Here is a 22509-nt window from a genome sequence, read left to right on the forward strand (position 1 = left end):
CGCCATTTTGTCGCTTTTCTGGCACGCCGGCGCGCTCAAGAATGCGCGCCATACCTATCGCCATCCCGAGGAGAACCCCATGGCACTGCGCCGCACCCTGCTGTCCACCCTGGCCGCCTGCGCCGCCGCCGCCTTCGCGCCGCTGGCCCTGGCGCAGGCGGACGACTACCCGAACCGCCCCGTCAAGCTGATCGTGCCCTTTGCGCCGGGCGGCTCCACCGACATGGTGGCGCGCCTGCTGGCCGACAAGCTCTCCACGGTGCTGGGCAAGGCGGTGGTGGTGGACAACAAGGGCGGCGCGGGCGGCTCCATCGGCGCCGACGCCATCGCCAAGGCCGCGCCCGACGGTTACACCATCGGCATGGCCACGGTGAGCACGCACGGCGCCAACCCGGCGCTGTATGCCAAGCTGCCTTACGACGCGGTGAAGGACTTCGCGCCCATCACCAACGTGATGAGCGTGCCCAGCGTGTTCGTGGTGCACCCGGGCGTGCCCGCCAGGACCATGCGGGAGTTCGTCGCGCTGGCCAAGGCGCAGCCGGGCAAGTACACCTTCGCCTCGCCGGGCACGGGGTCGCTGGGGCACGCCAACATCGAGAACTTCATGCACCTGGCCGGCATCGAGCTGCTGCACATCCCCTACAAGGGCGCGGGGCAGGCCATGACCGACGCGCTGGCCGGGCAGGTGAACGCGATGACGGACAACCTGCCCTCCACGCTGCCCAACATCCAGTCGGGCAAGCTGCGCCCGCTGGCCGTGCTGGCCTTGAAGCGCAGCCCCGTGCTGCCCGACGTGCCCACCTACGCCGAACTGGGCTACCCCGGCATGGGCGACGGCGGCTGGTTCGGCCTGGTGGCGCCTGCGGGCACGCCCAGGGAGATCGTCGCCAGGCTCAACGCCGCCGCGCACAAGGCCATGGCCATGCCCGACTACGTGGAGAAGCAAAAGAGCATTTCCGGCGAGTCGATGGCCAACACGCCCGAGCAGTTCGCCCGGCAGATCCAGGCCGCTATCGAGCGCTACACGGCCGTGGCCAAGCGCGCCCACATCCGGCTCGACTGATGGACGACGACCTGCGCCCCCGGCCGGACACGCCGGTCGAGGTCTGGCACCCCACGGCCGCGCCGCTGCCGCTGGTGTGCGACTCGCCCCACAGTGGCACGGCCTACCCCGAGGACTTCGGCCACGCCGTGCCCATGCAGCTGCTGCGCCGTGGCGAGGACACGTACGTGCACCGGCTCTGGCGCAGCGCCCCGGCGCACGGCGCCACGCTGATCGCCGCGACCTTCCCGCGCACCTACATCGACGTGAACCGCGCCGAAACGGACCTGGACCCCGCGCAGATCGACGGCGAATGGCCCGTGCCGCTCGCGCCCGGCCCCAAGACCCGGCAGGGCCTGGGCCTCGTCTGGCAGCAGATCGTGAAGGACGGCGTGCCCACGCCGCTCTACGCGCGCCGGCGCACCGTGGCCGAGGTGCAGCGCCGCATCGAGCGCTACTGGCGCCCCTATCACGCGCAGCTCGCGCAGGCCATAGACGCGAGCGTGCGGCGCTTCGGCGGCGTGTGGCACCTGAACCTGCACTCCATGCCCAACGACGTCTATAAGCGCCTGGGCCGCGTGGATGCGCCGCAGCTGGCCGACTTCGTGCTGGGCGACCGCGACGGCACCACCTGCGCGCCGGAGTTCGTCCACCTGATCGCCGACACGCTCAAGGGCTTCGGCTACAGCGTGGCCGTGAACGAGCCCTACAAGGGCGTGGAGCTGATCGGCCGCATCGGCCAGCCGCAGCTCAACCGCCACAGCCTGCAGATCGAGATCCGCCGCCCGGTCTACATGGACGAGGACACGCGCGCGCCCCACGCGGGCTTCGCGCCGCTGCAGCAGCACCTGGACCTGCTGCTGGGCGTGGTGGCGCAGTACGTGCGCGGGCGGCTCGCGGGTTCGGAGCAAAATTGGCCCTGATCGCCTGCCAGTCAAGCGTTTACAGCTATCAGGAAAGTAGCTTTCAGGTGCGTTCGGAGAGCGGCGGTGGCTCCGGCGGCGGTTCGCGCTGCGCCACCGACGTGGTGGCCGGCGGCGAGAGCGCCAGGCCCGCCTCGCGCAGCGCGTCGAGGATGGAGAACAGCAGGTCGCTGCGCACGCCGCCCACGTCGCGCGGGCTGCCCACGTAGCCGATGGCCAGGAAGGTGAGCGTGCCGCTCTGGATGCCCTCCAGCGTGACCGAGGGCGCGGGCGCCTCCAGGACGGCCTGGTGTGCCTGGAACGCCTGCAGGATCAGCTCGCGCATGCGCCGCGCGTCGGTATCGAGCGGCGCGGGCAGACGCAGCAGCACGCGGCCCTGCGCGCTGCCCGCGGTCACGTTGCGCACCGTCTTGGTGATGAACTCGGAGTTGGGCACGATCACGGTGGAGCGGTCGCCCAGCTGGATCTCGGTGGCGCGCACGTTCACGCGGCGCACGTCGCCCTCGGTGTCGCCCAGCACCACCCAGTCGCCCACCTTCACGGGCCGCTCGGCCAGCAGGATCAGGCCCGAGATGAAGTTCTGCACGATCGCCTGCAACCCGAAGCCGATGCCCACCGACAGGGCGCTCGCCACCCAGGCGATGCGCTCCACGCTGATGCCCAGGCCCGCCAGCGCCACGGCAATCACCAGCACGCCGCCCACGTAGCCCAGCAGCGTGACGATGGAGCTGCGCATGCCGGGCTCCAGCGTGGTGTGCGGGAAGTAGCGTTCGGTCAGCCACCGCTTGCTCATGCGGATCGCGAGGAAGCCGCCGCAGATCACGGCCAGCGCCGTGAACAGGGCCTGCGGCGCGAGCGCGAGGTCGCCGATCCTGAGGCTGTGGTCCACGTTCGTGCCGCGGCGGAACAGTTCGTCGGGCCCGGTGCCGAACGGCGCCATGAGCGCGATGAGCATGTAGAAGAACAGCGCCACGCGCAGCACGCCCGAGATGAGCACCGCCGCCTGGTCGAGCAGCGGCGCGTCGATGCCCAGCGTGGCGTGGATGCGCGCGCCGAAGCCCCCGCGCGAGGACAGGATCGCGTCGCACAGGTCGTCGGTCAGGTGCGCCAGCAGGTAGATGCTGGCGAACACCACGCTGCTCCACGCCATCTGCCGCGCGAGCGTGCCCGCCAGCGCCACGAAGCCCAGTGCCACGGCCAGCACGGCGGTCGCCACGGCGATGCCCGCGCCGGCCAGCAGCAGCCCCACCCACAGCGGCTGGGGCGGGGCGTCCGGCTGCGCTTCGCCCACGCGCATGCGCCCGAGCGCCATGGCCATGGTGGCCGACACCAGCAGCGCGAACGCGGCATGCACCAGCACCTCGGCCGCGAGGCTCGCGCCCACGATGTCGTTCACGTCGGCCACCAGCACGCCCAGCGCCGACAGCAGGCCCATCCACCACGGGAACCGCGCCAGGCGCCGCGCGAGCCCGTCGGATATCGGCAGCAGCCGCCACGAGCTGCGCCGCGGCGACAGCAGCGCGTGCCCCAGCGTGATGGTGAACGCCGCGTAGGCGGCCGCGCGCAGCGTGGCCTGCTGCAGCGCGCGCAGGTTCTCGGGCAACGGACCGCCGAGCGCAACCCCGCTCCAGACGAACTGCAGCGCCGCGCTGATGATGAGCACGTTGGCCGCGATGGCCGACGCCGCGAGCAGCGAGCGCCGCAGTCGCGCGGCGGGCAGGCGCGGCGGCAGCACGCGCATGAGGATGTGCTCGGCCGCCCAGGTGCCCGCCACCGCCAGCAGCAGCGCCAGCGCGAGGTAGCCCGCGAACGCGGCGCGGTGCGGCGGCTGCGCGGCGGTGGCCGCGGCGTCGCGCAGCTCGCCCGCTAGCGCCCGCAGCCGCGCGCCGTCGGTGGGCGCGGAATTGCGAAGGTTGCGCCAGAAGGTGATGCCCAGCGGCGAATCCGTGCGCGTGGTGAGCTGCGCCTGGAATTGCGCGCGGCGCTGGCGGATCAGGTCGGTGCCGCGCTGCGCGGCATCGACGGCGACGAGGCGCGCGAGCTTGAGCTCCGCGTCGATGGCCGTGCGCTGCTTGTTCAGCGCGGCGCGCTGCTCGGCCACGTCGGGCGTATCGGCGGGTGAGCCCTTCTCGGGCGCGGGGCCCAGGCCCGAGAGGCGCAGGTCCACGTCCGCCAGGTCGGCCGTACGGCGCGCGGCCAGGCGCTCGGCCGCGGCGCCTATGGCGTTCACTTCGGCCAGGAGCTTGCGGCCGTCGTCCTGCTCGCCGATCTTCTGGGGCAGGGCGTCGAGCTGGCGGCGCAGCTCGTCCACGGGCGGCAGGGGCGGTTCGTCGGCGGACTGCTCGGCGGCCGCAGTGGCGGCCGTGCGGTTCTCGGCCTGGGCGGGCCAAAGGCTCAGGCTGGCAGCCAGGCAGAGCAGGAACAGCCAGGGCAGGAAACGGTGGCGTTGCATGCGCGCATTGTCCGGGAGCCGCATGGCAAACACGTTCTTAGGTGGACACGCTCTACGCGGGCGGAAACAGGTCCACGCGGTCGGTGATGATGCCGTCGGTGCGCAGCGCGATCAGGCGCTCGGCGGCCCATTCGTCGTTCACGGTGTAGCTCAGGGCGCGCAGGCCGGCGCCGTGCACCTCGGCCACGGTGGCGGCGCTCCACAGCGCGTGGTTGCAGACCACGGCCAGGCAGCCCAGCGTACGCGCCTCGTCCAGCCAGCCCGCGCGCAGCTGGTCCAGCAGCAGGCCGCGCGGCAGATCGGGCGCGGCCTCGCGCGCGGCGGCCAGGGCCTGGGGCTTGAACGAGGTCAGCAGCGGCGGCACGTCCCGGCCCTGCCACAGGCGCGCGGCGAGCTGAGCCACGGCGCGGCCGGTCTCCAGCTCGGTGCCGGGCGTGGGCTTGATCTCGATGTTCAGGTGGCAGCCGTTGGCGATGCACCAGTGCGCCACGTTGGCCAGCGTGGGCAGGGGCTCGCCCGCGTACTGGCGCGAATGCCAGCCGCCTGCGTCGAGCTGGGCCAGGTCGCTCCAGGGGCGTTCGCCGCCGATGCCATGGCCGCTCGTGGTGCGCTCCAGCGTGGCGTCGTGCATCAGGAACACCACGCCGTCGCCGGAGAGCTTGGCGTCGCACTCGAACATGCGGTAGCCATGCTGCGCGCCCAGGCGGAAGGCAGCCAGGGTGTTCTCGGGCGCGAGCCTGCCGGCGCCGCGATGGGCGATCCAGCGCGGGTAGGGCCAGGTGGTGGAGGCAAGGGTAGACATGGCGCTTCAGACCCTCTTGCCGGTTTCCAGGCTGAACCAGTGCACGCGGTCCCTGCGCGGCGCGATGCGCGTGGTCTCGCCCGGCTTGGGGTAGGGCTTGTCCTCCTCGGTGCGCACGGTGAGGTCTTCGTCCCCCACCTTGCCATACAGCAGGCGCTCGGCGCCCAGCAGCTCCAGGGTCTCGACCTTGAATTCCCAGCCGCCGCTCTCGACCAGGTCGATGTGCTCGGGGCGTATGCCCAGGATGCGCCCGGGCTGGCCGCCGGGGGCTTGCTTGAGCAGGTTCATGGGCGGCGAGCCTATGAAGCTGGCGACGAAGGTGGTCGCGGGCTCGTGGTAGACCTCCTCGGGCGTGCCGAACTGCTCCACATTGCCGGCGTTCATGACAATCATGCGCTGCGCGAGCGTCATGGCCTCGACCTGGTCGTGCGTGACGAACAGGCTGGTGATGCCCAGTTCGGTGTGCAGCTTCTGGATCTCGATGCGGGTCTGGCCGCGCAGCTTGGCGTCCAGGTTGGACAGCGGCTCGTCGAACAGGAACACCTGGGGCTCGCGCACGATGGCGCGGCCCATGGCCACGCGCTGGCGCTGCCCGCCCGAGAGCTCGCGCGGCTTTCTCTCCAGCAGGTGCGAGAGTTCCAGGATCTTCGCGGCCTTGTCCACGCGGCGGCGGATCTCGTCCTTGGGCACCTTGGCGAGCTTCAGGCCGTAGGCCATGTTCTCGAAGTTCGTCATGTGCGGGTAGAGCGCGTAGTTCTGGAACACCATGGCGATGTTGCGCCTGGCGGGCTCCAGGCCGTTGACCAGTCTGTCGCCAATGAAGAGTTCGCCGCCGGTGATTTCCTCCAGACCCGCGATCATGCGCAGCAGCGTGGACTTGCCGCAGCCCGACGGTCCGACCAGCACGATGAATTCGCCATCCTTGATCTCGGCGTTCACGCCGTGGATGACGGGCACGGCGGATTTGCCGCTGCCATAGCGCTTGACGATGTTCTTGAGGGAGATGGATGCCATGGTTGCAATGGGTTTGATAGCTGCAGGCGCTTGATGGTGGCGCGTTTTCGCGGTTTATACCTATTTTTCGGTATCGACCAGGCCCTTGACGAACCACTTCTGCATCAGGATCACCACCAGCGTCGGCGGCAGCATGGCGAGGATGGCAGTCGCCATGACGATGTTCCAGTCCACAGCGGCCTCGCCGCCGGCGAGCATGCGCTTGATGCCGATGACCACCGGGTACATGTCCTCGCTGGTGGTCATCAGCAGCGGCCACAGGTACTGGTTCCAGCCGTAGATGAACTGGATCACGAACAGCGCCGCGATCGAGGTGCGCGACAGCGGCACCAGGATGTCCTTGAAGAAGCGCATCGGCCCGGCACCGTCGATGCGCGCGGCCTCCACGAGCTCGTCGGGCACGGTCAGGAAGAACTGGCGGAACAGGAAGGTGGCCGTGGCCGAGGCGATGAGCGGCAGCGACAGGCCGGCGTAGCTGTTCAGGAGCCCCAGGTCGGCCACCACCTTGTAGGTGGGCAGGATGCGCACCTCCACCGGCAGCATGAGGGTGAGGAAGATCGCCCAGAAGCACAGCATCTTGAACGGGAAGCGGAAGTACACGATGGCAAAGGCCGACAGCAGCGAGATGGCGATCTTGCCTAGCGTGATGGTGATGGCCACGACGAAGCTCACCCACATCATGTGGACCACGTTGGTGGTGGAGCCGAGCTTGCCCGAGCCCAGGAGCGCGTTGCGGTAGTTCTCCCACAGGTGGCTGCCGGGCAGCAGCGGCATGGGCGACTGTACGATGGCCTCGGCCGTGTGCGTGGAGGCGACGAGCGCCAGGTACAGCGGGAAGGCGACGATGGACACGCCCAGCACCAGCACGGCGTGCGAGAGGAAAGTCAGCCAGGGATTGCGGTCAACCATGGGGGCCTCAGTATTGGACTTTCTTTTCCACGTAGCGGAACTGGATCACCGTCAGCACCACGACGATGCACATCAGGATCACCGACTGCGCGGCCGAGCCGCCCAGGTCCAGCGCCTTGAAGCCGTCCAGGTATACCTTGTAGACCAGGATGGAGGTGGACTGGCCCGGCCCCCCTTGCGTCGCTGCGTCGATGATGCCGAAGGTGTCGAAGAACGCGTAGACGATGTTGATCACCAGCAGGAAGAAGGAGGTGGGCGACAGGAGCGGCAGCTGGATGTTCCAGAAGCGCCGCCAGGGGCCCGCGCCGTCGATGGAGGCGGCCTCGATCAGCGCCCTGGGAATCGACTGCAGGCCGGCTAGGAAGAACAGGAAGTTGTAGGAGATCTGCTTCCATACCGAGGCCAGCACGATCAGCGTCATGGCCTGGTTCTCGTTCATCAGGTGGTTCCACTGGTAGCCCAGCCGGCCCAGATAGTGGGTCACCACGCCGATGGAGGGCGAGAACAGGAACACCCACAGCACCCCTGCGATCACCGGCGCCACGGCGTAGGGCACGATCAGCAGGGTTTTGTAGACCATGGCGAAGCGCACGATGCGGTCGGCGTAGATCGCCAGCGCCAGCGATACGACGATGCCTATGCCCGCCACCAGCACCGAGAACAGGGCTGTGCGCTGGAACGCCCCCAGGTAGTCGGGGTTGGTCAGCAACTGGCGGAAGTTGTCCAGCCCCACCCATTCGCGGCTCATGCCGAAGGCGTCTTCCATCTGGAACGACTGCAGCACCGCCTGTCCGGCGGGCCAGAAGAAGAACACGCCGATGATGGCCAACTGGGGCGCGATCAGCACCCAGGGCAGCCAGGCGGAGCGAAAGAGGACACGTTTTTCCATGGCGGCTCACCAACAAAAAACCGCCGCAGGCCGATGGGCCTGCGCGCGGTGGGCGGAGTCTGCGTGCGGCTTACTTCTTGTACGACCGCTCGAAACGCGTCAGCAGTTCGTTGCCGCGGGTCACGATGGCGTCGAGCGCCTGCTTGCCCGACTTCTTGCCGGCCCAGACCTGTTCGAGCTCTTCGTCCTCGATGGCGCGGACCTGCACGTAGTTGCCCAGGCGGATACCGCGCGAGTTGTCGGTTACCTTGCGGATCATCTGGTTCACGGCCACGTCGGTGCCGGGGTGCTTCTGGTAGAAGCCCGATTTGTCGGTCAGGTCGAAGGCCGCCATGGTGATAGGCAGGTAGCCCGTGCGCTGGTGGCTGGCGGCCTGCACCTTGGTCTGCGACAGGAACTCGAAGAACTTGGCCACGCCCTTGTATTCCTCGGGCTTCTTGCCGGACATGACCCACAGCGAGGCGCCGCCGATCACGGTGTTCTGCGGTGCGCCCTTGACGTCGGGATAGTAGGGCAGGGGGGCGATGCCGTAGGCGAACTTGGCGTTCTTGGCCACGTCGCCGTAAAAGCCCGAAGAGGTCTGGATCATGGCGCATTCACCGGCGGTGAACGAGGCCTGGGCCGTGGAGCCGCGGCCCTTGTAGACGAATTCGCCGTTCTTGGCCGCCTGCGCCAGGTTGTCGATGTGGCGCACGTGCAGCGGCGAATTGATCTTCAGGCGCGCCTTGTAGCCGTCAGCGGCCAGGCCGTTTTTGTGCGTGGCGAATTCCACGTTGTGCCAGGCCGAGAAGGATTCGAGCTGCGTCCAGCCCTGCCAGGCCAGCGTCATGGGGCAGCTGTGGCCGCTGGCCTTGAGCTTCTTGGCGGCCTCGAACACCTCGGGCCAGGTGGTGGGTAGCTTGTCGGGGTCCAGGCCCGCCTTCTTGAAGGCGTCCTTGTTGTAGTAGGCCACGGTGGTTGAGCTGTTGAACGGCAGGCTCAGTATCTGCCCGTCCGGCGCGGTGTAGTAGGCCGCCACGGCGGGGATATAGGCGGCGGGGTTGAAGTCCGCGCCCGCGTCCTTCATCACCTTGGCCACGGGCACGCTGGCCCCCCGGCTGGCCATCATGGTGGCCGTGCCCACCTCGAACACCTGCAGGATGTGCGGCTGGTTGCCCGAGCGGAAAGCGGCGATCGCGGCGGTCATGGATTCGTCATACGTGCCCTTGAAGATGGGCGTGACCTTGTAGTCCTTCTGGCTTTCGTTGAACTGCTTGGCCAAGTCGTTGACCCACTCGTTGTTCACGGCGGTCATCGAGTGCCACCACTGGATCTCGGTTTGCGCCTGCGCCGCCAGGCCGGTGGCAAACATGCATGCGGCCAGTCCCAGTTGTTTGAATTGCATGGGGTACTCCTCGTTGATGGACGAAAGACATGAAGGCCGCAATGGTGCAGGCGTTCCATGACAACACTGTGTCGTTGTCGCATGCCCGAAAAGCAGCAACAACCGTGGAAACCCGCCAGCGGACGGGAGGGTCAAATTGTGACATTACTGTGACGTTTTGTGTGCGAATCTGCGCGTTTCGGCGCGATTTATGGCGCTGTCGCAAACAGGGATATGCAATCGCCCGTATGCCGCAGGCAATGGTGCGCTGCACAATGCGCGCATTGTTTCCTTAGCGGCACTTTCCTTTTGTCATGCCTTGCCGCAGGCGCCTGCCCTGGATTGCCACGCCATGCCCAAGACGTCCCTGGATAAAAGCAAGATCAAGTTCCTGTTGCTCGAAGGCGTGCACCCGAGCGCCGTGCAGGTGTTGCGCGCCGCCGGCTACACGCAGGTCGAGGTGCTGCCCGGCGCTCTGGAGGGCGAGGAGCTGCGCCGCAAGATCGCCGACGTGCACTTCCTGGGCATACGCTCGCGCACCCAGCTCACGGCCGACGTGTTCGCGCACGCGCACAAGCTCGTGGCCGTGGGGTGCTTCTGCATCGGCACGAACCAGGTGGACCTGGATGCGGCGCGCGAGCGCGGCATCGCGGTGTTCAACGCGCCGTACTCCAACACCCGCTCGGTGGCCGAGCTGGTGCTGGCCGAGGCCATCCTGCTGCTGCGCGGCGTGCCCGAGAAGAACGCAGCGGCGCACCGCGGCGGCTGGCTCAAGAGCGCCACGAACGCCTACGAGATCCGCGGCAAGACGCTGGGCATCGTGGGCTACGGCTCCATCGGCACCCAGCTGTCGGTGCTGGCGGAGTCGCTGGGCATGCAGGTGATCTTCCACGACGTGGTTGCCAAGCTGCCGCTGGGCAATGCGCGCCAGGCGCCCGGCCTGCAGGAGCTGCTGGCGCAGAGCGATATCGTGAGCCTGCACGTGCCCGAGCTGCCCTCCACGCAGTGGATGATCGGCGCGGACCAGATCGCCGCCATGAAGCCGGGCGGCATCCTCATCAACGCCTCGCGCGGCACGGTGGTGGAGATCGAGCCGCTGGCCCAGGCGATCCGCGACAAGAAGCTGCTGGGCGCGGCCGTGGACGTGTTCCCGGTCGAGCCCAAGAGTAACAAGGACGAGTTCGTCTCGCCCCTGCGCGGGCTGGACAACGTGATCCTCACGCCGCACATCGGCGGCTCCACGATGGAGGCGCAGGCCAACATCGGCCTGGAGGTGGCGGAGAAGCTCGTGCGCTACAGCGACAACGGCACCAGCACCTCGTCGGTCAACTTCCCCGAGGTGGCGCTGCCGGCCCACCCGGGCAAGCACCGGCTGCTGCACATCCACCGCAACGTGCCGGGCGTGCTGTCGCAGATCAACAGCATCCTGTCGGACAACCAGATCAATATCGCGGGCCAGTACCTGCAGACCAACGAGGCGGTGGGCTACGTGGTGATCGACCTGGATGCGCGCTCCTCCGACCTGGCGCTGGAGAAGCTGGCCCAGGTGCCCGGCACCATACGCAGCCGCGTGCTGTTCTGACTGCCTGATCCCGGTGGGGCGTAGTGGCTCTTGCGGGCGGGCGGCGGGCCCCGGGGCCGTGGCATAGAATTTCTGCCCCCGAGGCCTCAGGGCGCAGCGCGCCCAACCCAGGTTGACCCCCATGAATGCACCGATAGCGCTGGCTGCGCTGCAGGCGCAGGGCAGCGAGCCCGTGCGCCTGCGCGAGATTCCTTACAACTACACCTCGTTTTCCGACCGGGAAATCGTCATCCGCCTGCTCGGCGCCCAGGCCTGGGACGTGCTCGACCACCTGCGCCGCGAGCGCCGCACGGGCCGCTCGGCACGCATGCTCTACGAGGTGCTGGGCGACATCTGGGCCGTGCAGCGCAACCCCTACCTGCAGGACGACCTGATCCACAACCCGCAGCGGCGCAAGATGCTGGTGGACGCCATGCGCCACCGCATGGGCGAGATCGAGAAGCGCCGCACGCCGCAGGAGGACCCCGAGCGCGACCGTCGCGTGGCCCAGCTCGTCGAGGCGGCCAACCGCGCCATCGCCGAGTTCGACGCCACCCTGGTCGAGGTCGCCGGCATGCGCAAGCTGGTGGCCAGGCGCCTGGCGCGCCACACCGCCAAGGACAACATCAAGTTCGACGGCCTCTCGCGCGTGAGCCACGTGACCGACGCCACCGACTGGCGCGTGGAGTTCCCCTTCGTCGTGCTCACGCCCGACACGGAAGGCGAGACGGCCGCCCTGGTCAAGGAGTGCATCGAGCTGGACCTCACCATCATCCCGCGCGGCGGCGGCACGGGCTATACCGGCGGCGCCATCCCCTTGAGCTGGCGCAGCGCCGTCATCAACACCGAGAAGCTCGAAGCGATGACCGAGGTGGAGATGGTGCGCCTGCCGGGCCTCGCGCACGACGTGCCCACCGTCTGGACCGAGGCCGGCGTGGTCACCCAGCGCGTGGCCGACGCGGCCGAGCGCGGCGGCTACGTGTTCGCCGTCGACCCCACGTCCATCGAGGCCTCGTGCATCGGCGGCAACATCGCCATGAACGCGGGCGGCAAGAAGGCCGTGCTGTGGGGCACGGCGCTCGACAACCTGGCGAGCTGGCGCATGGTCACGCCGCAGGCGCAGTGGCTGGAGGTCACGCGCATCAACCACAACCTGGGCAAGATCCATGACGCCGAGGTGGCGAGCTTCGAGCTCGCGTACTTCGAGGCTGACGGCAGGACGCCGGTGCGCACCGAGCGCCTGGACATCCCCGGCAAGTCCTTCCGCAAGGAGGGCCTGGGCAAGGACGTGACGGACAAGTTCCTCTCCGGCCTGCCCGGCGTGCAGAAGGAGGGTACGGACGGCCTCATCACCAGCGCGCGCTGGATCGTGCACCGCATGCCCGCGCACACGCGCACCGTGTGCCTGGAGTTCTTCGGCTCGGCCAAGGAGGCCGTGCCCAGCATCGTCGAGATCAAGGACTTCATGTTCGCCGAGCAGAAGCGCAGCGGCGTGCTGCTCGCGGGCCTGGAGCACCTGGACGACCGGTACCTCAAGGCCGTGGGCTACGCGACCAAGAGCAAGAAGGGCGGCGGCAGGCTGCCCAAGATGGTGCTGATTGGCGACCTGGTGGGCGACGACGCCGACGCCGTGGCGCGCGCCACGGCCGAGGTGGTGCGCATTGCCAATTCGCGCAGCGGCGAGGGCTTCACCGCGGTCAGCAGCGAGGCGCGCAAGCAGTTCTGGCTGGACCGCAAGCGCACGGCGGCCATCTCCAGGCACACCAACGCCTTCAAGATCAACGAGGACGTGGTGATCCCGCTGCCGCGCATGGCCGAGTACACCGACGGCATCGAGCGCATCAACATCGAACTCTCCCTGCGCAACAAGCTCAAGCTGTGCGACGCGCTGCAGGACTTCTTCGCGCGTCCCGACCTGCCGTGCGCGAAGCAGGGCGACGCGCTTCCAGACGCCGAGCTGCTGGGCGACCGCGTGGCGCAGGCGCAGGCGCTGGTGGCCGAGGTGCGGGCCCTGTGGCAGGGCTGGCTGGACGACGTGGCGCGCCTGTTCCCGCAGCTGCAGGACCATTCCCTGCGCGCCAGCTGGAAGACGCAGCTGCGCCAGCCGCTGGCCGAGATCTTCGTCGGCGCGGCCTTCGAGCCCCTGATGCAGGAAGCCGCCGCCATCCACAAGCAGGTGCTCAAGGGCCGCGTGTGGGTGGCGCTGCACATGCATGCGGGCGACGGCAACGTACACACCAACATCCCGGTCAACAGCGACGACTACGAGATGCTGCAGACCGCGCACGAGGCGGTGGGCCGCATCATGCAGCTTGCGCGCAGCCTGGACGGCGTGATCTCGGGCGAGCACGGCATCGGCATCACCAAGCTCGAATTCCTCTCCGACGAGGAGCTCGCGCCCTTTGCCGACTACAAGCGCCGTATCGATCCGCAAGGGCACTTCAACCGCGGCAAGTTGCTGCGAAATCAGGAGCTGCAAGGGCAGGTCTATCAAGCCTTGGAGGCTAATTCGGCCCATAATGGCCCGCGCCGCTCGCTGCCCTTCGCCGATCTGACCAACGCCTACACCCCGAGCTTCGGCCTGATGGGCTACGAGTCGCTCATCATGCAGCAGAGCGACATCGGCCAGATCGTCGCCAGCGTCAAGGACTGCCTGCGCTGCGGCAAGTGCAAGCCCGTGTGCTCCACCCACGTGCCGCGCGCCAACCTGCTGTACTCGCCGCGCAACAAGATCCTCGCCACCTCGCTGCTGGCCGAGGCCTTCCTGTACGAGGAGCAGACCCGGCGCGGCATCTCCAGCCACCATTGGCAGGAGTTCGAGGACGTGGCCGACCACTGCACCATCTGCCACCGCTGCTACAACCCCTGTCCGGTGAAGATCGACTTTGGCGACGTCACCATGGCCATGCGCAGCCTGCTCGTGAAGATGAACAAGAAGAGCTGGCGCCCCGGCAACAAGCTGGCCATGGCCATGCTCAACGCCACCGACCCGCGCACCATCAACCTGCTGCGCGCGGGCATGGTCAACGTCGGCTTCAAGGCCCAGCGCCTGGCCGTCGACGCGCTGCGCAGCGTGAGTAAGGCGCAGACCGCGCGCCCGCCCGCCACCGTAGGCACGGCGCCGATCAAGGAGCAGGTGATCCACTTCGTCAACAAGAAGCTGCCCGGCGGCCTGCCGACCAGGACCGCGCGCGCGCTGCTGGACATCGAGAACAAGGACTACGTGCCCATCATCCGCGACCCGCAGACGAGCGCGGACTCGGAGGCGGTGTTCTACTTCCCCGGCTGCGGCTCCGAGCGCCTGTTCAGCCAGGTGGGCCTGGCCACGCAGGCCATGCTGTGGCACGCCGGCGTGCAGACCGTGCTGCCGCCGGGCTACCTGTGCTGCGGCTACCCCCAGCGCGGCAACGGCCTGCAGGACAAGGCCGAGAAGATGATCACCGACAACCGCGTGCTGTTCCACCGCGTGGCCAACACGCTGAACTACCTGGATATCAAGACCGTGGTGGTCAGCTGCGGCACCTGTTACGACCAGTTGCAGGGCTACGAGTTCGACAAGATCTTCCCCGGCAGCCGCATCATCGACATCCACGAATACCTGCTCGAAAAAGGCATCACGCTGCCCGCGGGCCAGGGCTACCTGTACCACGAGCCCTGCCACAACCCCATGAAGCTGGGCGACTCCATGAAGACCGTGCGCGCCCTGGTGGGCGACAAGGTCCTGAAGAGCGACCGCTGCTGCGGCGAGTCGGGCACGCTCGGCGTCTCGCGCCCCGACGTGTCCACGCAGGTGCGCTTTCGCAAGACCGAGGAGATCCGCAAGGGCGAGGCCCAGCTGCGCGGCAGCGGCGCCGTCGGGGCGACGGACAACATCAAGATCCTGACCAGCTGCCCGAGCTGCCTGCAGGGCATCTCGCGCTACCAGGACGACCTGCAGACCGGCCTGCTCGAGGCCGACTACATCGTCATCGAGATGGCCCGGCAGATCCTGGGCGAGAACTGGCTGCCCGAATACGTGCAGCGCGCCAACGCGGGCGGGATCGAGAGGGTGCTGGTATGACGACGGCGCCCGCCTGCCCCCTGTGCGACGCCGACGGCGGCGCCCTCATCTGGCGCGGCGCGCAGCTGCGCGTGATCCGTGCCGAGGAGGCGGGCTTCCCCGCCTTCTACCGCGTCATCTGGAACGCGCATGCGGCCGAGTTCTCCGACCTGACCCCCGCCGAGCGCCGGCACTGCATGGAGGCCGTCGCGATCGTCGAGCAGGCGCTGCGCGAGCAGCTCTCGCCTGCCAAGATCAACCTCGCCACGCTGGGCAACGTGGTGCCGCACCTGCACTGGCACGTGATCGCGCGCTACGAGTGGGACAGCCACTTCCCCGCGCCCGTCTGGGCTCCCCCGCAGCGCGCGAGCGACGGCGCGCACGAGGCCGCGGTGGTCGATCGCTTGCCGGCCCTGCATGGGCTGATACGCGAGCGCCTGGATCGCTGGGCCGCGCAGGCCGGCGCATGATGTTACTGAATTGATAGCTGCCAGCGCTTGCCAGACGGGTTTTTACTGGCGAAACGGCAAAAATGAGGACGAATCCATGGCAGGTCTGACGACTGGCGCACCCACGCCCCAATCCATCACGGTGCACGAGCAGTCGCGTGTGCTGGAGGTGGTGTTTTCCGACGGCGCGCATTTCCGCATCCCCTTCGAGCTGATGCGCGTGTACTCGCCCTCGGCCGAGGTGCAGGGCCACGGCCCGGGCCAGCAGGTGCTGCAGACGGGCAAGCGCGACGTGACCATCACTGCGCTTGCGCCGGTGGGCAACTACGCGGTCCAGCCCAGCTTCTCCGACGGTCACGACAGCGGCATCTTCTCCTGGAACTATCTCTACGAACTGGGCCGCGACGCGCAGGCACTGTGGGCGGACTACCTCGATCGCCTGGCCGCGGCCGGCCTGGACCGCGATGCGCCCATGGCGCCTAAGGCCAGGGGCGGCCACGGCTGCGGCGGCCATTGATCAAATAACGACAGATGTCCCAGGCCGGCACGGGGTTGCCGCTGTACGCACGGCGGGCGGGTGCGTAGCATCGCGGCATGAGTACCACGCATTTCGGATTCCAGTCGGTTCGGGAAGAGGACAAGGCGCGCCACGTGCGCGGCGTGTTCGATTCCGTAGCGCCCAAATATGACCTGATGAACGACCTGATGTCGGCCGGGCTGCACCGCGCCTGGAAGGCCTACACCGTGATGGTGGCCAACCTGCGCGAGGGCGACCAGGTGCTGGACATCGCGGGCGGCACGGGCGACCTGTCGCTGGCGTTCTCCAGGAAGGTCGGCACCACGGGCCGCGTGGTGCACACCGACATCAACGAGGCCATGCTGCGCGTGGGGCGCGACCGCCTCATCGACAAGGGCGTGATGCTGCCCACGCTGGTGTGCGACGCCGAGCACCTGCCGTTCCCCGACAACCACTTCGACCTGGTCAGCGTGGCCTTCGGCCTGCGCAACATGACGCACAAGGACGCCGCCCTGCGCGAGATGTGCCGCGTGCTGAAAGCCCGTGGGCGCCTGCTGGTGCTGGAGTTCTCCAAGGTGGCCAAGCCCCTGGAGAGGGCCTACGACTGGTATTCCTTCCAGGTGCTGCCGCGCCTGGGCAAGCTGGTGGCGGGCGACGACTCCAGCTACCGCTATCTGGCCGAATCGATCCGCATGCACCCGGGCCAGGAAGAGCTCAAATCCCTTATGCAGCAAAGTGGCTTTGGGCATGTGGACTATCACAACATGACTGGCGGCATCGTGGCCTTGCATGTTGGAATCAAGTGTTGAAAGAGTCGGTTGATCGCTATCAATACTTCGGGGAGAACATGATGAAACTGTGGTCCGTGCTCCTGGTCGCCATGCTGGCGCTCGTGCATTTGGATGCGGATGCGCGCCGTCTGGGCGGCGGCAAATCCATGGGCAGGCAGTCCAGCAACGTGACGCAGCGCGAAGCGGGCAATCCCCCCGCCGCGCCTGCCGCTCCGGTGCAGAACGCAGCCAACAGCGCCCCGGCCAAACCCGCGGCAGCGCCCAACGCCGCGGCGGCGGCGCCCAAGAAACCCTGGGGCGCCATGCTCGGCGGCCTGGCCGCCGGCCTGGGCCTGGCGTGGCTGGCCCATTCCCTGGGCCTGGGGGCCGAGTTCGGCCAGTTCCTGCTCATCGCGCTGCTGGCGCTGGCCGTGATGGTGGTGATCGGCATGGTCATGCGCTCGCGTAGGCCCGCGGCCAGCCAGGAGGGCGCCGCGCCCTTCGCCTTCCAGGGCGCGGGCGCCGCCACGCCGGCCGAGGCGCAGGCGCCACGCCAGTACAGCCCCGACAAGGTGGGCAACGATGCCTCGGCGCGCCCCTGGGAGAGCACCGGCATGGCCTACCAGGCGCCGGCCACGGGCGGCGGCTCCATGATCGGATCGGCCCTGGCCGGCTCGCAGAACTGGGGCGTTCCCGCTGACTTCGACGTGGCGGGCTTCCTGGCCGCCGCCAAGCGCAACTTCACCACGCTGCAGGCCGCCTGGGACCGCTCCGACATCGCCACGCTGCGCTCCATGATGACCGACGGCATGGTCGACGAGATCCGCGCCCAGCTGAGCGAGCGCGAGTCGCACCGCGGCGGTGAGCAGCCCAACCACACCGACGTGGTGATGCTGGAGGCGCAGCTGCTCGGCATCGAGGACCTGGGCGACGGCTACATGGCCAGCGTCGAGTTCTCCGGCATGATCCGCGAGGAGCCCTCGGCCGGACCGAGCCCGTTCCGCGAGGTCTGGAACATGACCAAGCCCAAGAACGGCTCCGTCGGCTGGCTGGTGGCCGGCGTGCAGGCCCTGCAATAGGCATGGCGCCGCGCGCGGCCAAAATGCCGGCTGCGCGGCGGCCGGCCCGGCGAATCACCGGATAATCGGGGACTATGGCAACACAGTCCCCTTTCTCTTTCCTGGACGGTTTTTTCGAGCGCATCGCCGCCGGTCCGCAGCCGCCCGCATGGCTGGTGCATGAACTGCAGCACCGCTTGGTGCTGTTCCTCAACCATGTGCTCATGCAGGAGAGGGAGGCCATGGAGCGTCTGGCACGCCAGCGCGGCCGTGTGGCCCGGGTGCAGTGGCGCGTCTATTCCATGGCGCTGCAGGTCACGCCCGCGGGGCTGCTGGACCTTGCGCCGCAGGGCGCGCTGCCCGATTTGCGGCTGGAGGTGTCCGAGACCTCGCCGCTGTCCCTGGCCAAGGGTGCGCTGCGCGGCGACAAGCCCACCATCCGCATCGAGGGCGACGTGCAGCTGGCCGGCGAGATCAACTGGCTCGTGGACCATGTGCGCTGGGACGTTGAGGAAGACCTGGCGCGCGTGATTGGCGACGCGCCCGCGCGCGCCGTGGCCGGCATGGCCGGCCGGGTGGCGGGCGCGCTGCGCCGCTTCGTGGGCGGACGCATGGCGTCGGGCCTGGACGGCACTTCGGACCGCCCGACATCATGAGCCGCTTCTTCCGGGGCCTGACCATCGTCTGGGTGGTGCTGCGCTACGGGCTCGATGAGCTGGTGCTGTCGAGCTTCAACCGGCCATGGCTGCGCGTCTTCACGCGCGTGATCACCTTGGGGCGCAACCTGGACGCGCCGCGCGGCCAGCGCCTGCGCGAGGCGCTGGAGCGCCTGGGCCCCATCTTCGTGAAGTTCGGCCAGGTGCTGTCCACGCGGCGCGACCTGATGCCGCCGGACATCGCCGACGAGCTGGCGCTGCTGCAGGACCGCGTGCCGCCGTTCGACCCCGGGATCGCCATCGCCACCATAGAGCGGTCGTTCCGCCGCCCCATCGGCGAGATCTTCGTGTCGTTTGAGCGCGAGCCTGTGGCCAGCGCCTCCATCGCGCAGGTGCATTTCGCGGTGATCCGCGACCGCCAAGGCATCGAGCGCGACGTGGCCGTGAAGGTGCTGCGCCCGGGCATGCTGCCCGTGATCGACAAGGACCTGGCGCTCATGCGCATGATGGCCGGCTGGGTCGAGGGCCTGTCGGCCGACGGCAAGCGCCTCAAGCCCCGCGAGGTGGTGGCGGAGTTCGACAACTACCTGCACGACGAGCTCGATCTGGTGCGCGAGGCCGCCAACGCCGCGCAGCTGCGGCGCAACATGGAGGGGCTGGACCTGGTGCTCATCCCCGAGGTGTTCTGGGACTTCTGCCATGCCGACGTGGCGGTGATGGAGCGCATGAACGGCGTGCCCATCAACCAGGTGGAGCGCCTGCGCGCGGCCGGCGTGGACATACCGAAGCTCGCGCGCGACGGTGTGACGATCTTCTTCACGCAGGTGTTCCGCGACGGCTTCTTCCATGCCGACATGCACCCGGGCAACATCCAGGTCAGCCTGGACCAGTCCACCTTCGGGCGCTACATCTCGCTGGACTTCGGCATCGTGGGCACGCTGACCGAGTTCGACAAGGAATACCTGGCGCAAAACTTCACGGCCTTCTTCCGGCGCGACTACAAGCGCGTGGCTGAGCTGCACATCGAGAGCGGCTGGGTGCCCGCGAGCACGCGCGTCAACGAGCTGGAGGCGGCCATACGCACGGTGTGCGAGCCGTACTTCGACCGCCCGCTCAAGGAGATCTCGCTGGGCATGGTGCTGCTGCGGCTGTTCCAGACCTCGCGGCGCTTCCAGGTGGAGATACAGCCGCAGCTCGTGCTGCTGCAGAAGACCCTGCTCAACATCGAGGGCCTGGGGCGCCAGCTCGACCCCGACCTGGACCTGTGGAGCACGGCCAAGCCGTTCCTGGAGAAATGGATGCTCGAGCAGCTCGGCCCCCAGCGCATGTGGCGTGAGCTGCGCGCCGAGGCGCCGCACTACGCCAAGATCCTGCCCGACCTGCCGCGCCTGCTGCACGACTTCCTGCGCCAGCGCCCGCACGACGGCCGGGCCGACCTGCAGGAGCTGCTCGCCGCCCAGAAGCGCACCAACCGCCTGCTGCAGAGCCTGCTCTACGGCGGCCTGGGCTTCGTGCTCGGCCTGCTGGCCATGCAGCTGTTCGTGCGCATCCGCTTCTTCTGATCACCCCTCACTTTCACATTCAATCCTCCAATCCTCCCAGGAGTAACCAACGTGCTGCTCTTCATGGTGATTGCCTATCTGTTCGTCACCATAGGGATAGGCCTGTGGGCCGCCCAGCGGGTGAAGAATACGGCCGACTTCGCGATCGCGGGGCGCCACCTGCCCATGTACATGATCATCACCACCACGTTCGCCACGTGGTTCGGCTCCGAGATCGTGCTGGGCGTGCCCGCCAAGTTCATTCAGGGGGGGCTGAACGCCGTGGTCGAGGACCCGTTCGGCGCCGGCATGTGCCTGATCCTCGTGGGCCTGTTCTTCGCGGCCAAGCTGTACCGCATGACGCTGCTGACCATCAGCGACTATTATCGCGAGCGCTACGGCAGGGCCGTGGAGGTCATCTGCTCGCTGATCATCATGCTGAGCTACCTGGGCTGGGTGTCGGCGCAGGTCACGGCGCTGGGGCTGGTGTTCAACCTGCTCTCGGGCGGCACGGTGAGCATTCCCTGGGGCATGGCCATCGGCGTGCTGTCCATCCTGGTCTACACGCTGTGGGGCGGCATGTGGTCGGTGGCCGTCACGGACTTCATCCAGATGATCATCCTGGTGCTGGGCCTGGTGGTCCTGTCCTGGTTTGCGGCCGACATGGCGGGCGGGGCGGACAAGGTGATCGACCTGGTCACCAGCCGCGACATGCTGCGCTTCTGGCCCGAGCCGACCTGGCACGAGGTGCTGTTCTTCTTCGGCGCCGCTATCACCATGATGCTGGGCTCGATCCCGCAGCAGGACGTGTTCCAGCGCGTCATGTCGGCCAACACGGAGCGGGCGGCCACGCACGGCACGGTGATCGGCGGCTCGGCCTACATCCTGTTCGCCTTCGTGCCCATGTTCCTGGTCGCGAGCGCGCTCCTCATCATGCCCGAGCAGGCGGCACAGCTGCTCAGGGAGGATCCGCAGAAGGTGCTGCCCACGCTGGTCATGGAGAGGATGCCGCTGCTCATGCAGGTGCTGTTCTTCGGCGCCCTGCTGTCGGCCATCAAGTCCTGCGCCTCGGCCACGCTGCTGGCGCCCAGCGTGACCTTCACCGAGAACATCTGGCGCCAGTTCCGCCCCGAGTACATCAGCGACCGCGAAAAGCTGCTGGCCATGCGCATCAGCGTGCTGGTCTTCGCCGCCGGCGTGCTGTTCTACTCCATCAAGATGGAGGGCACGCCCATCTACGAGCTGGTGTCGAGCGCCTACCAGGTGCCGCTGGTGGGGGCCTTCGTGCCTCTGGTGTTCGGCCTGTACTGGAAGCGCGCCAACACCCAGGGCGCGGTGTGCGCCGTGATGATGGGCATCGGCGTGTGGCTGGTGTTCATGCTCACGCCCGCGCTGCACGAGGCCTTTCCGCAGCAGCTCGCCGGCCTGCTGTCCGCCGTGTTCGGCATGGTGGCCGGCTCGCTGACGCCACAACTGGTGCGCAATACGCGCGCGCCCCATCACCGCGTGGTCGGGGTCGAGTAAGGCGCCTGCGGGCAGGCATACCTATAATCGCGGGCTTTGCACATTTTTCGCATTTCATCGCAATGCCTATTTACGCTTACCGATGCGGCACCTGTGGCCATGCCAAAGACGTGCTGCAAAAGATCTCCGATGCGCCTTTGACGGTGTGCCCGGCCTGCGGCGCGCAGGCCTTTGCCAAGCAGGTGACGGCCGCGGGCTTCCAGCTCAAGGGCTCGGGTTGGTACGTGACCGACTTCCGCGGCGGCGCAAACGGCGCGGCGTCCGCTCCAGTGGCGCAGGATGCTCCTAAAACAGAAGCTGCAAGCGCTGCTCCAGCAAGCCCTGCATCCAGTTCCGACGCATAAAACTATCATTTCCATGGCTGCATTGCGCAAATGGCTGTTCACGGGCCTGCTGGTCATCGTGCCCGGCGTCATCACCGCCTGGGTGCTGAGCTGGATCGTGAGCACCCTGGACCAGACGCTGCAGATCCTGCCCGGGGCCTGGCATCCGGACAGGCTGCTCGGCTTTCACATTCCAGGCTTCGGGGTGCTGCTCACGCTGGCCATCCTGCTCGTCGTCGGCGCGTTCGCCAGCAACTTCGCGGGGCGCAAGATGGTGTCCTGGGGCGATGCCCTGGTCAGCCGCATTCCCGTGGTGCGCTCCATCTACTCGAGCGTCAAGCAGGTGTCGGACACGCTGTTCTCGGAGAGCGGCAACGCCTTTCGCACCGCGGTGCTGGTGCAATGGCCGCGCGACGGCGTGTGGACGGTGGCCTTCGTCACCGGCTCGCCCAGCGGCGAGGTGGCGGCCTACCTGCGCGACGAGTTCGTGAGCGTCTATGTGCCCACCACGCCCAACCCCACGAGCGGGTACTTCGTGCTCATGCGCAGGAGCGACTGCATAGAGCTGGACATGAGCATCGACGCGGCCCTCAAGTACATTGTTTCCATGGGTGTCGTCGCGCCGCCCGACCTCGTGGCGCACGAACCAGGCAAATGACCCGGCATTCCCGTTGCAC

19 protein-coding genes are annotated in these 22509 nt (G+C 68.0%); 13 read left to right on the forward strand and 6 right to left on the reverse strand.

Annotation, left to right across the window (positions count from 1 at the left end; all coding sequences use genetic code 11):
• The first annotated feature begins 79 nt into the window (after nucleotides 1-79).
• Complete coding sequence (locus ALIDE2_RS04510) at nucleotides 80-1063, forward strand: tripartite tricarboxylate transporter substrate binding protein BugE (protein ID WP_013721494.1); 984 nt, start codon at nucleotides 80-82, stop codon at nucleotides 1061-1063.
• The gene (locus tag ALIDE2_RS04515) at nucleotides 1063-1965 is read left to right on the forward strand and encodes an N-formylglutamate amidohydrolase (RefSeq protein ID WP_013721495.1); all 903 of its coding nucleotides are present in this window, start codon (nucleotides 1063-1065) and stop codon (nucleotides 1963-1965) included. Before ALIDE2_RS04510 ends, ALIDE2_RS04515 begins: the two co-directional genes overlap by 1 nt.
• A gap of 43 nt (nucleotides 1966-2008) precedes the next feature.
• Here ALIDE2_RS04515 and ALIDE2_RS04520 read toward each other — a convergent pair whose 3' ends face one another.
• The 6 genes from ALIDE2_RS04520 to ugpB form a co-directional block, all read right to left on the reverse strand.
• Nucleotides 2009-4441 (reverse strand): DUF3772 domain-containing protein, encoded by a 2433-nt coding sequence (locus ALIDE2_RS04520; RefSeq protein WP_013517830.1) that lies wholly within the window; start codon nucleotides 4439-4441, stop codon nucleotides 2009-2011.
• A gap of 28 nt (nucleotides 4442-4469) precedes the next feature.
• A complete protein-coding gene (gene ugpQ / locus ALIDE2_RS04525; RefSeq protein WP_013517831.1) occupies nucleotides 4470-5219 on the reverse strand; it encodes a glycerophosphodiester phosphodiesterase in 750 nt (249 codons plus the stop codon).
• 6 nt (nucleotides 5220-5225) lie between these two features.
• Nucleotides 5226-6233, reverse strand: a complete 1008-nt coding sequence (gene ugpC / locus ALIDE2_RS04530) for a sn-glycerol-3-phosphate ABC transporter ATP-binding protein UgpC (protein ID WP_013517832.1) — start codon at nucleotides 6231-6233, stop codon at nucleotides 5226-5228.
• Between the two features lie 60 nt (nucleotides 6234-6293).
• Nucleotides 6294-7142 (reverse strand): sn-glycerol-3-phosphate ABC transporter permease UgpE, encoded by an 849-nt coding sequence (ugpE, locus tag ALIDE2_RS04535; protein ID WP_013517833.1) that lies wholly within the window; start codon nucleotides 7140-7142, stop codon nucleotides 6294-6296.
• 7 nt (nucleotides 7143-7149) lie between these two features.
• Entirely contained in the window at nucleotides 7150-8031 is an 882-nt protein-coding gene (ugpA, locus tag ALIDE2_RS04540) for a sn-glycerol-3-phosphate ABC transporter permease UgpA (RefSeq protein ID WP_013721496.1), read from the reverse strand.
• A gap of 70 nt (nucleotides 8032-8101) precedes the next feature.
• Entirely contained in the window at nucleotides 8102-9415 is a 1314-nt protein-coding gene (gene ugpB, locus ALIDE2_RS04545; protein ID WP_013721497.1) for a sn-glycerol-3-phosphate ABC transporter substrate-binding protein UgpB, read from the reverse strand.
• Nucleotides 9416-9746: 331 nt separating this feature from the next.
• Here ugpB and serA point away from each other — a divergent pair, with 331 nt between their 5' ends.
• The 11 genes from serA to ALIDE2_RS04600 all read left to right on the forward strand — a co-directional run bounded on the left by serA (nucleotide 9747) and on the right by ALIDE2_RS04600 (nucleotide 22490).
• Nucleotides 9747-10976 carry a phosphoglycerate dehydrogenase gene (serA, locus tag ALIDE2_RS04550; protein WP_013517836.1) on the forward strand — a complete coding sequence of 410 codons (1230 nt, stop codon included), beginning with the start codon at nucleotides 9747-9749 and terminating at the stop codon, nucleotides 10974-10976.
• A 121-nt stretch (nucleotides 10977-11097) separates the two neighbouring features.
• Nucleotides 11098-15015, forward strand: a complete 3918-nt coding sequence (locus ALIDE2_RS04555) for a DUF3683 domain-containing protein (protein WP_013721498.1) — start codon at nucleotides 11098-11100, stop codon at nucleotides 15013-15015.
• Nucleotides 15012-15464, forward strand: a complete 453-nt coding sequence (locus ALIDE2_RS04560) for an HIT family protein (RefSeq protein ID WP_013517838.1) — start codon at nucleotides 15012-15014, stop codon at nucleotides 15462-15464. The genes ALIDE2_RS04555 and ALIDE2_RS04560 overlap by 4 nt, the downstream gene beginning before the upstream one ends.
• Before the next feature lie 76 nt (nucleotides 15465-15540).
• The gene (locus ALIDE2_RS04565; protein WP_013517839.1) at nucleotides 15541-15960 is read left to right on the forward strand and encodes a gamma-butyrobetaine hydroxylase family protein; all 420 of its coding nucleotides are present in this window, start codon (nucleotides 15541-15543) and stop codon (nucleotides 15958-15960) included.
• A 77-nt stretch (nucleotides 15961-16037) separates the two neighbouring features.
• Nucleotides 16038-16769 carry a bifunctional demethylmenaquinone methyltransferase/2-methoxy-6-polyprenyl-1,4-benzoquinol methylase UbiE gene (gene ubiE, locus ALIDE2_RS04570; RefSeq protein WP_013517840.1) on the forward strand — a complete coding sequence of 244 codons (732 nt, stop codon included), beginning with the start codon at nucleotides 16038-16040 and terminating at the stop codon, nucleotides 16767-16769.
• A 38-nt stretch (nucleotides 16770-16807) separates the two neighbouring features.
• Complete coding sequence (locus ALIDE2_RS04575; protein WP_041700643.1) at nucleotides 16808-17809, forward strand: Tim44 domain-containing protein; 1002 nt, start codon at nucleotides 16808-16810, stop codon at nucleotides 17807-17809.
• Nucleotides 17810-17883: 74 nt separating this feature from the next.
• Nucleotides 17884-18444: a hypothetical protein gene (locus ALIDE2_RS04580; protein WP_013517842.1), complete on the forward strand. Its 561-nt coding sequence runs from the start codon at nucleotides 17884-17886 to the stop codon at nucleotides 18442-18444.
• On the forward strand, nucleotides 18441-20006 hold the full coding sequence (ubiB, locus tag ALIDE2_RS04585) for a ubiquinone biosynthesis regulatory protein kinase UbiB (protein WP_013517843.1): 1566 nt from the start codon (nucleotides 18441-18443) through the stop codon (nucleotides 20004-20006). Before ALIDE2_RS04580 ends, ubiB begins: the two co-directional genes overlap by 4 nt.
• Nucleotides 20007-20057: 51 nt before the next feature.
• Nucleotides 20058-21509 carry a high affinity choline transporter 1 gene (locus ALIDE2_RS04590; protein ID WP_013721499.1) on the forward strand — a complete coding sequence of 484 codons (1452 nt, stop codon included), beginning with the start codon at nucleotides 20058-20060 and terminating at the stop codon, nucleotides 21507-21509.
• Between the two features lie 62 nt (nucleotides 21510-21571).
• Nucleotides 21572-21853 carry an FmdB family zinc ribbon protein gene (locus ALIDE2_RS24205; RefSeq protein WP_013517845.1) on the forward strand — a complete coding sequence of 94 codons (282 nt, stop codon included), beginning with the start codon at nucleotides 21572-21574 and terminating at the stop codon, nucleotides 21851-21853.
• A 13-nt stretch (nucleotides 21854-21866) separates the two neighbouring features.
• A complete protein-coding gene (locus ALIDE2_RS04600; RefSeq protein ID WP_013517846.1) occupies nucleotides 21867-22490 on the forward strand; it encodes a DUF502 domain-containing protein in 624 nt (207 codons plus the stop codon).
• Nucleotides 22491-22509 lie beyond the last annotated feature (19 nt).

The sequence above is a fragment of the Alicycliphilus denitrificans K601 genome, assembly GCF_000204645.1.
GTDB classification, from domain to species: domain Bacteria; phylum Pseudomonadota; class Gammaproteobacteria; order Burkholderiales; family Burkholderiaceae_C; genus Alicycliphilus; species Alicycliphilus denitrificans.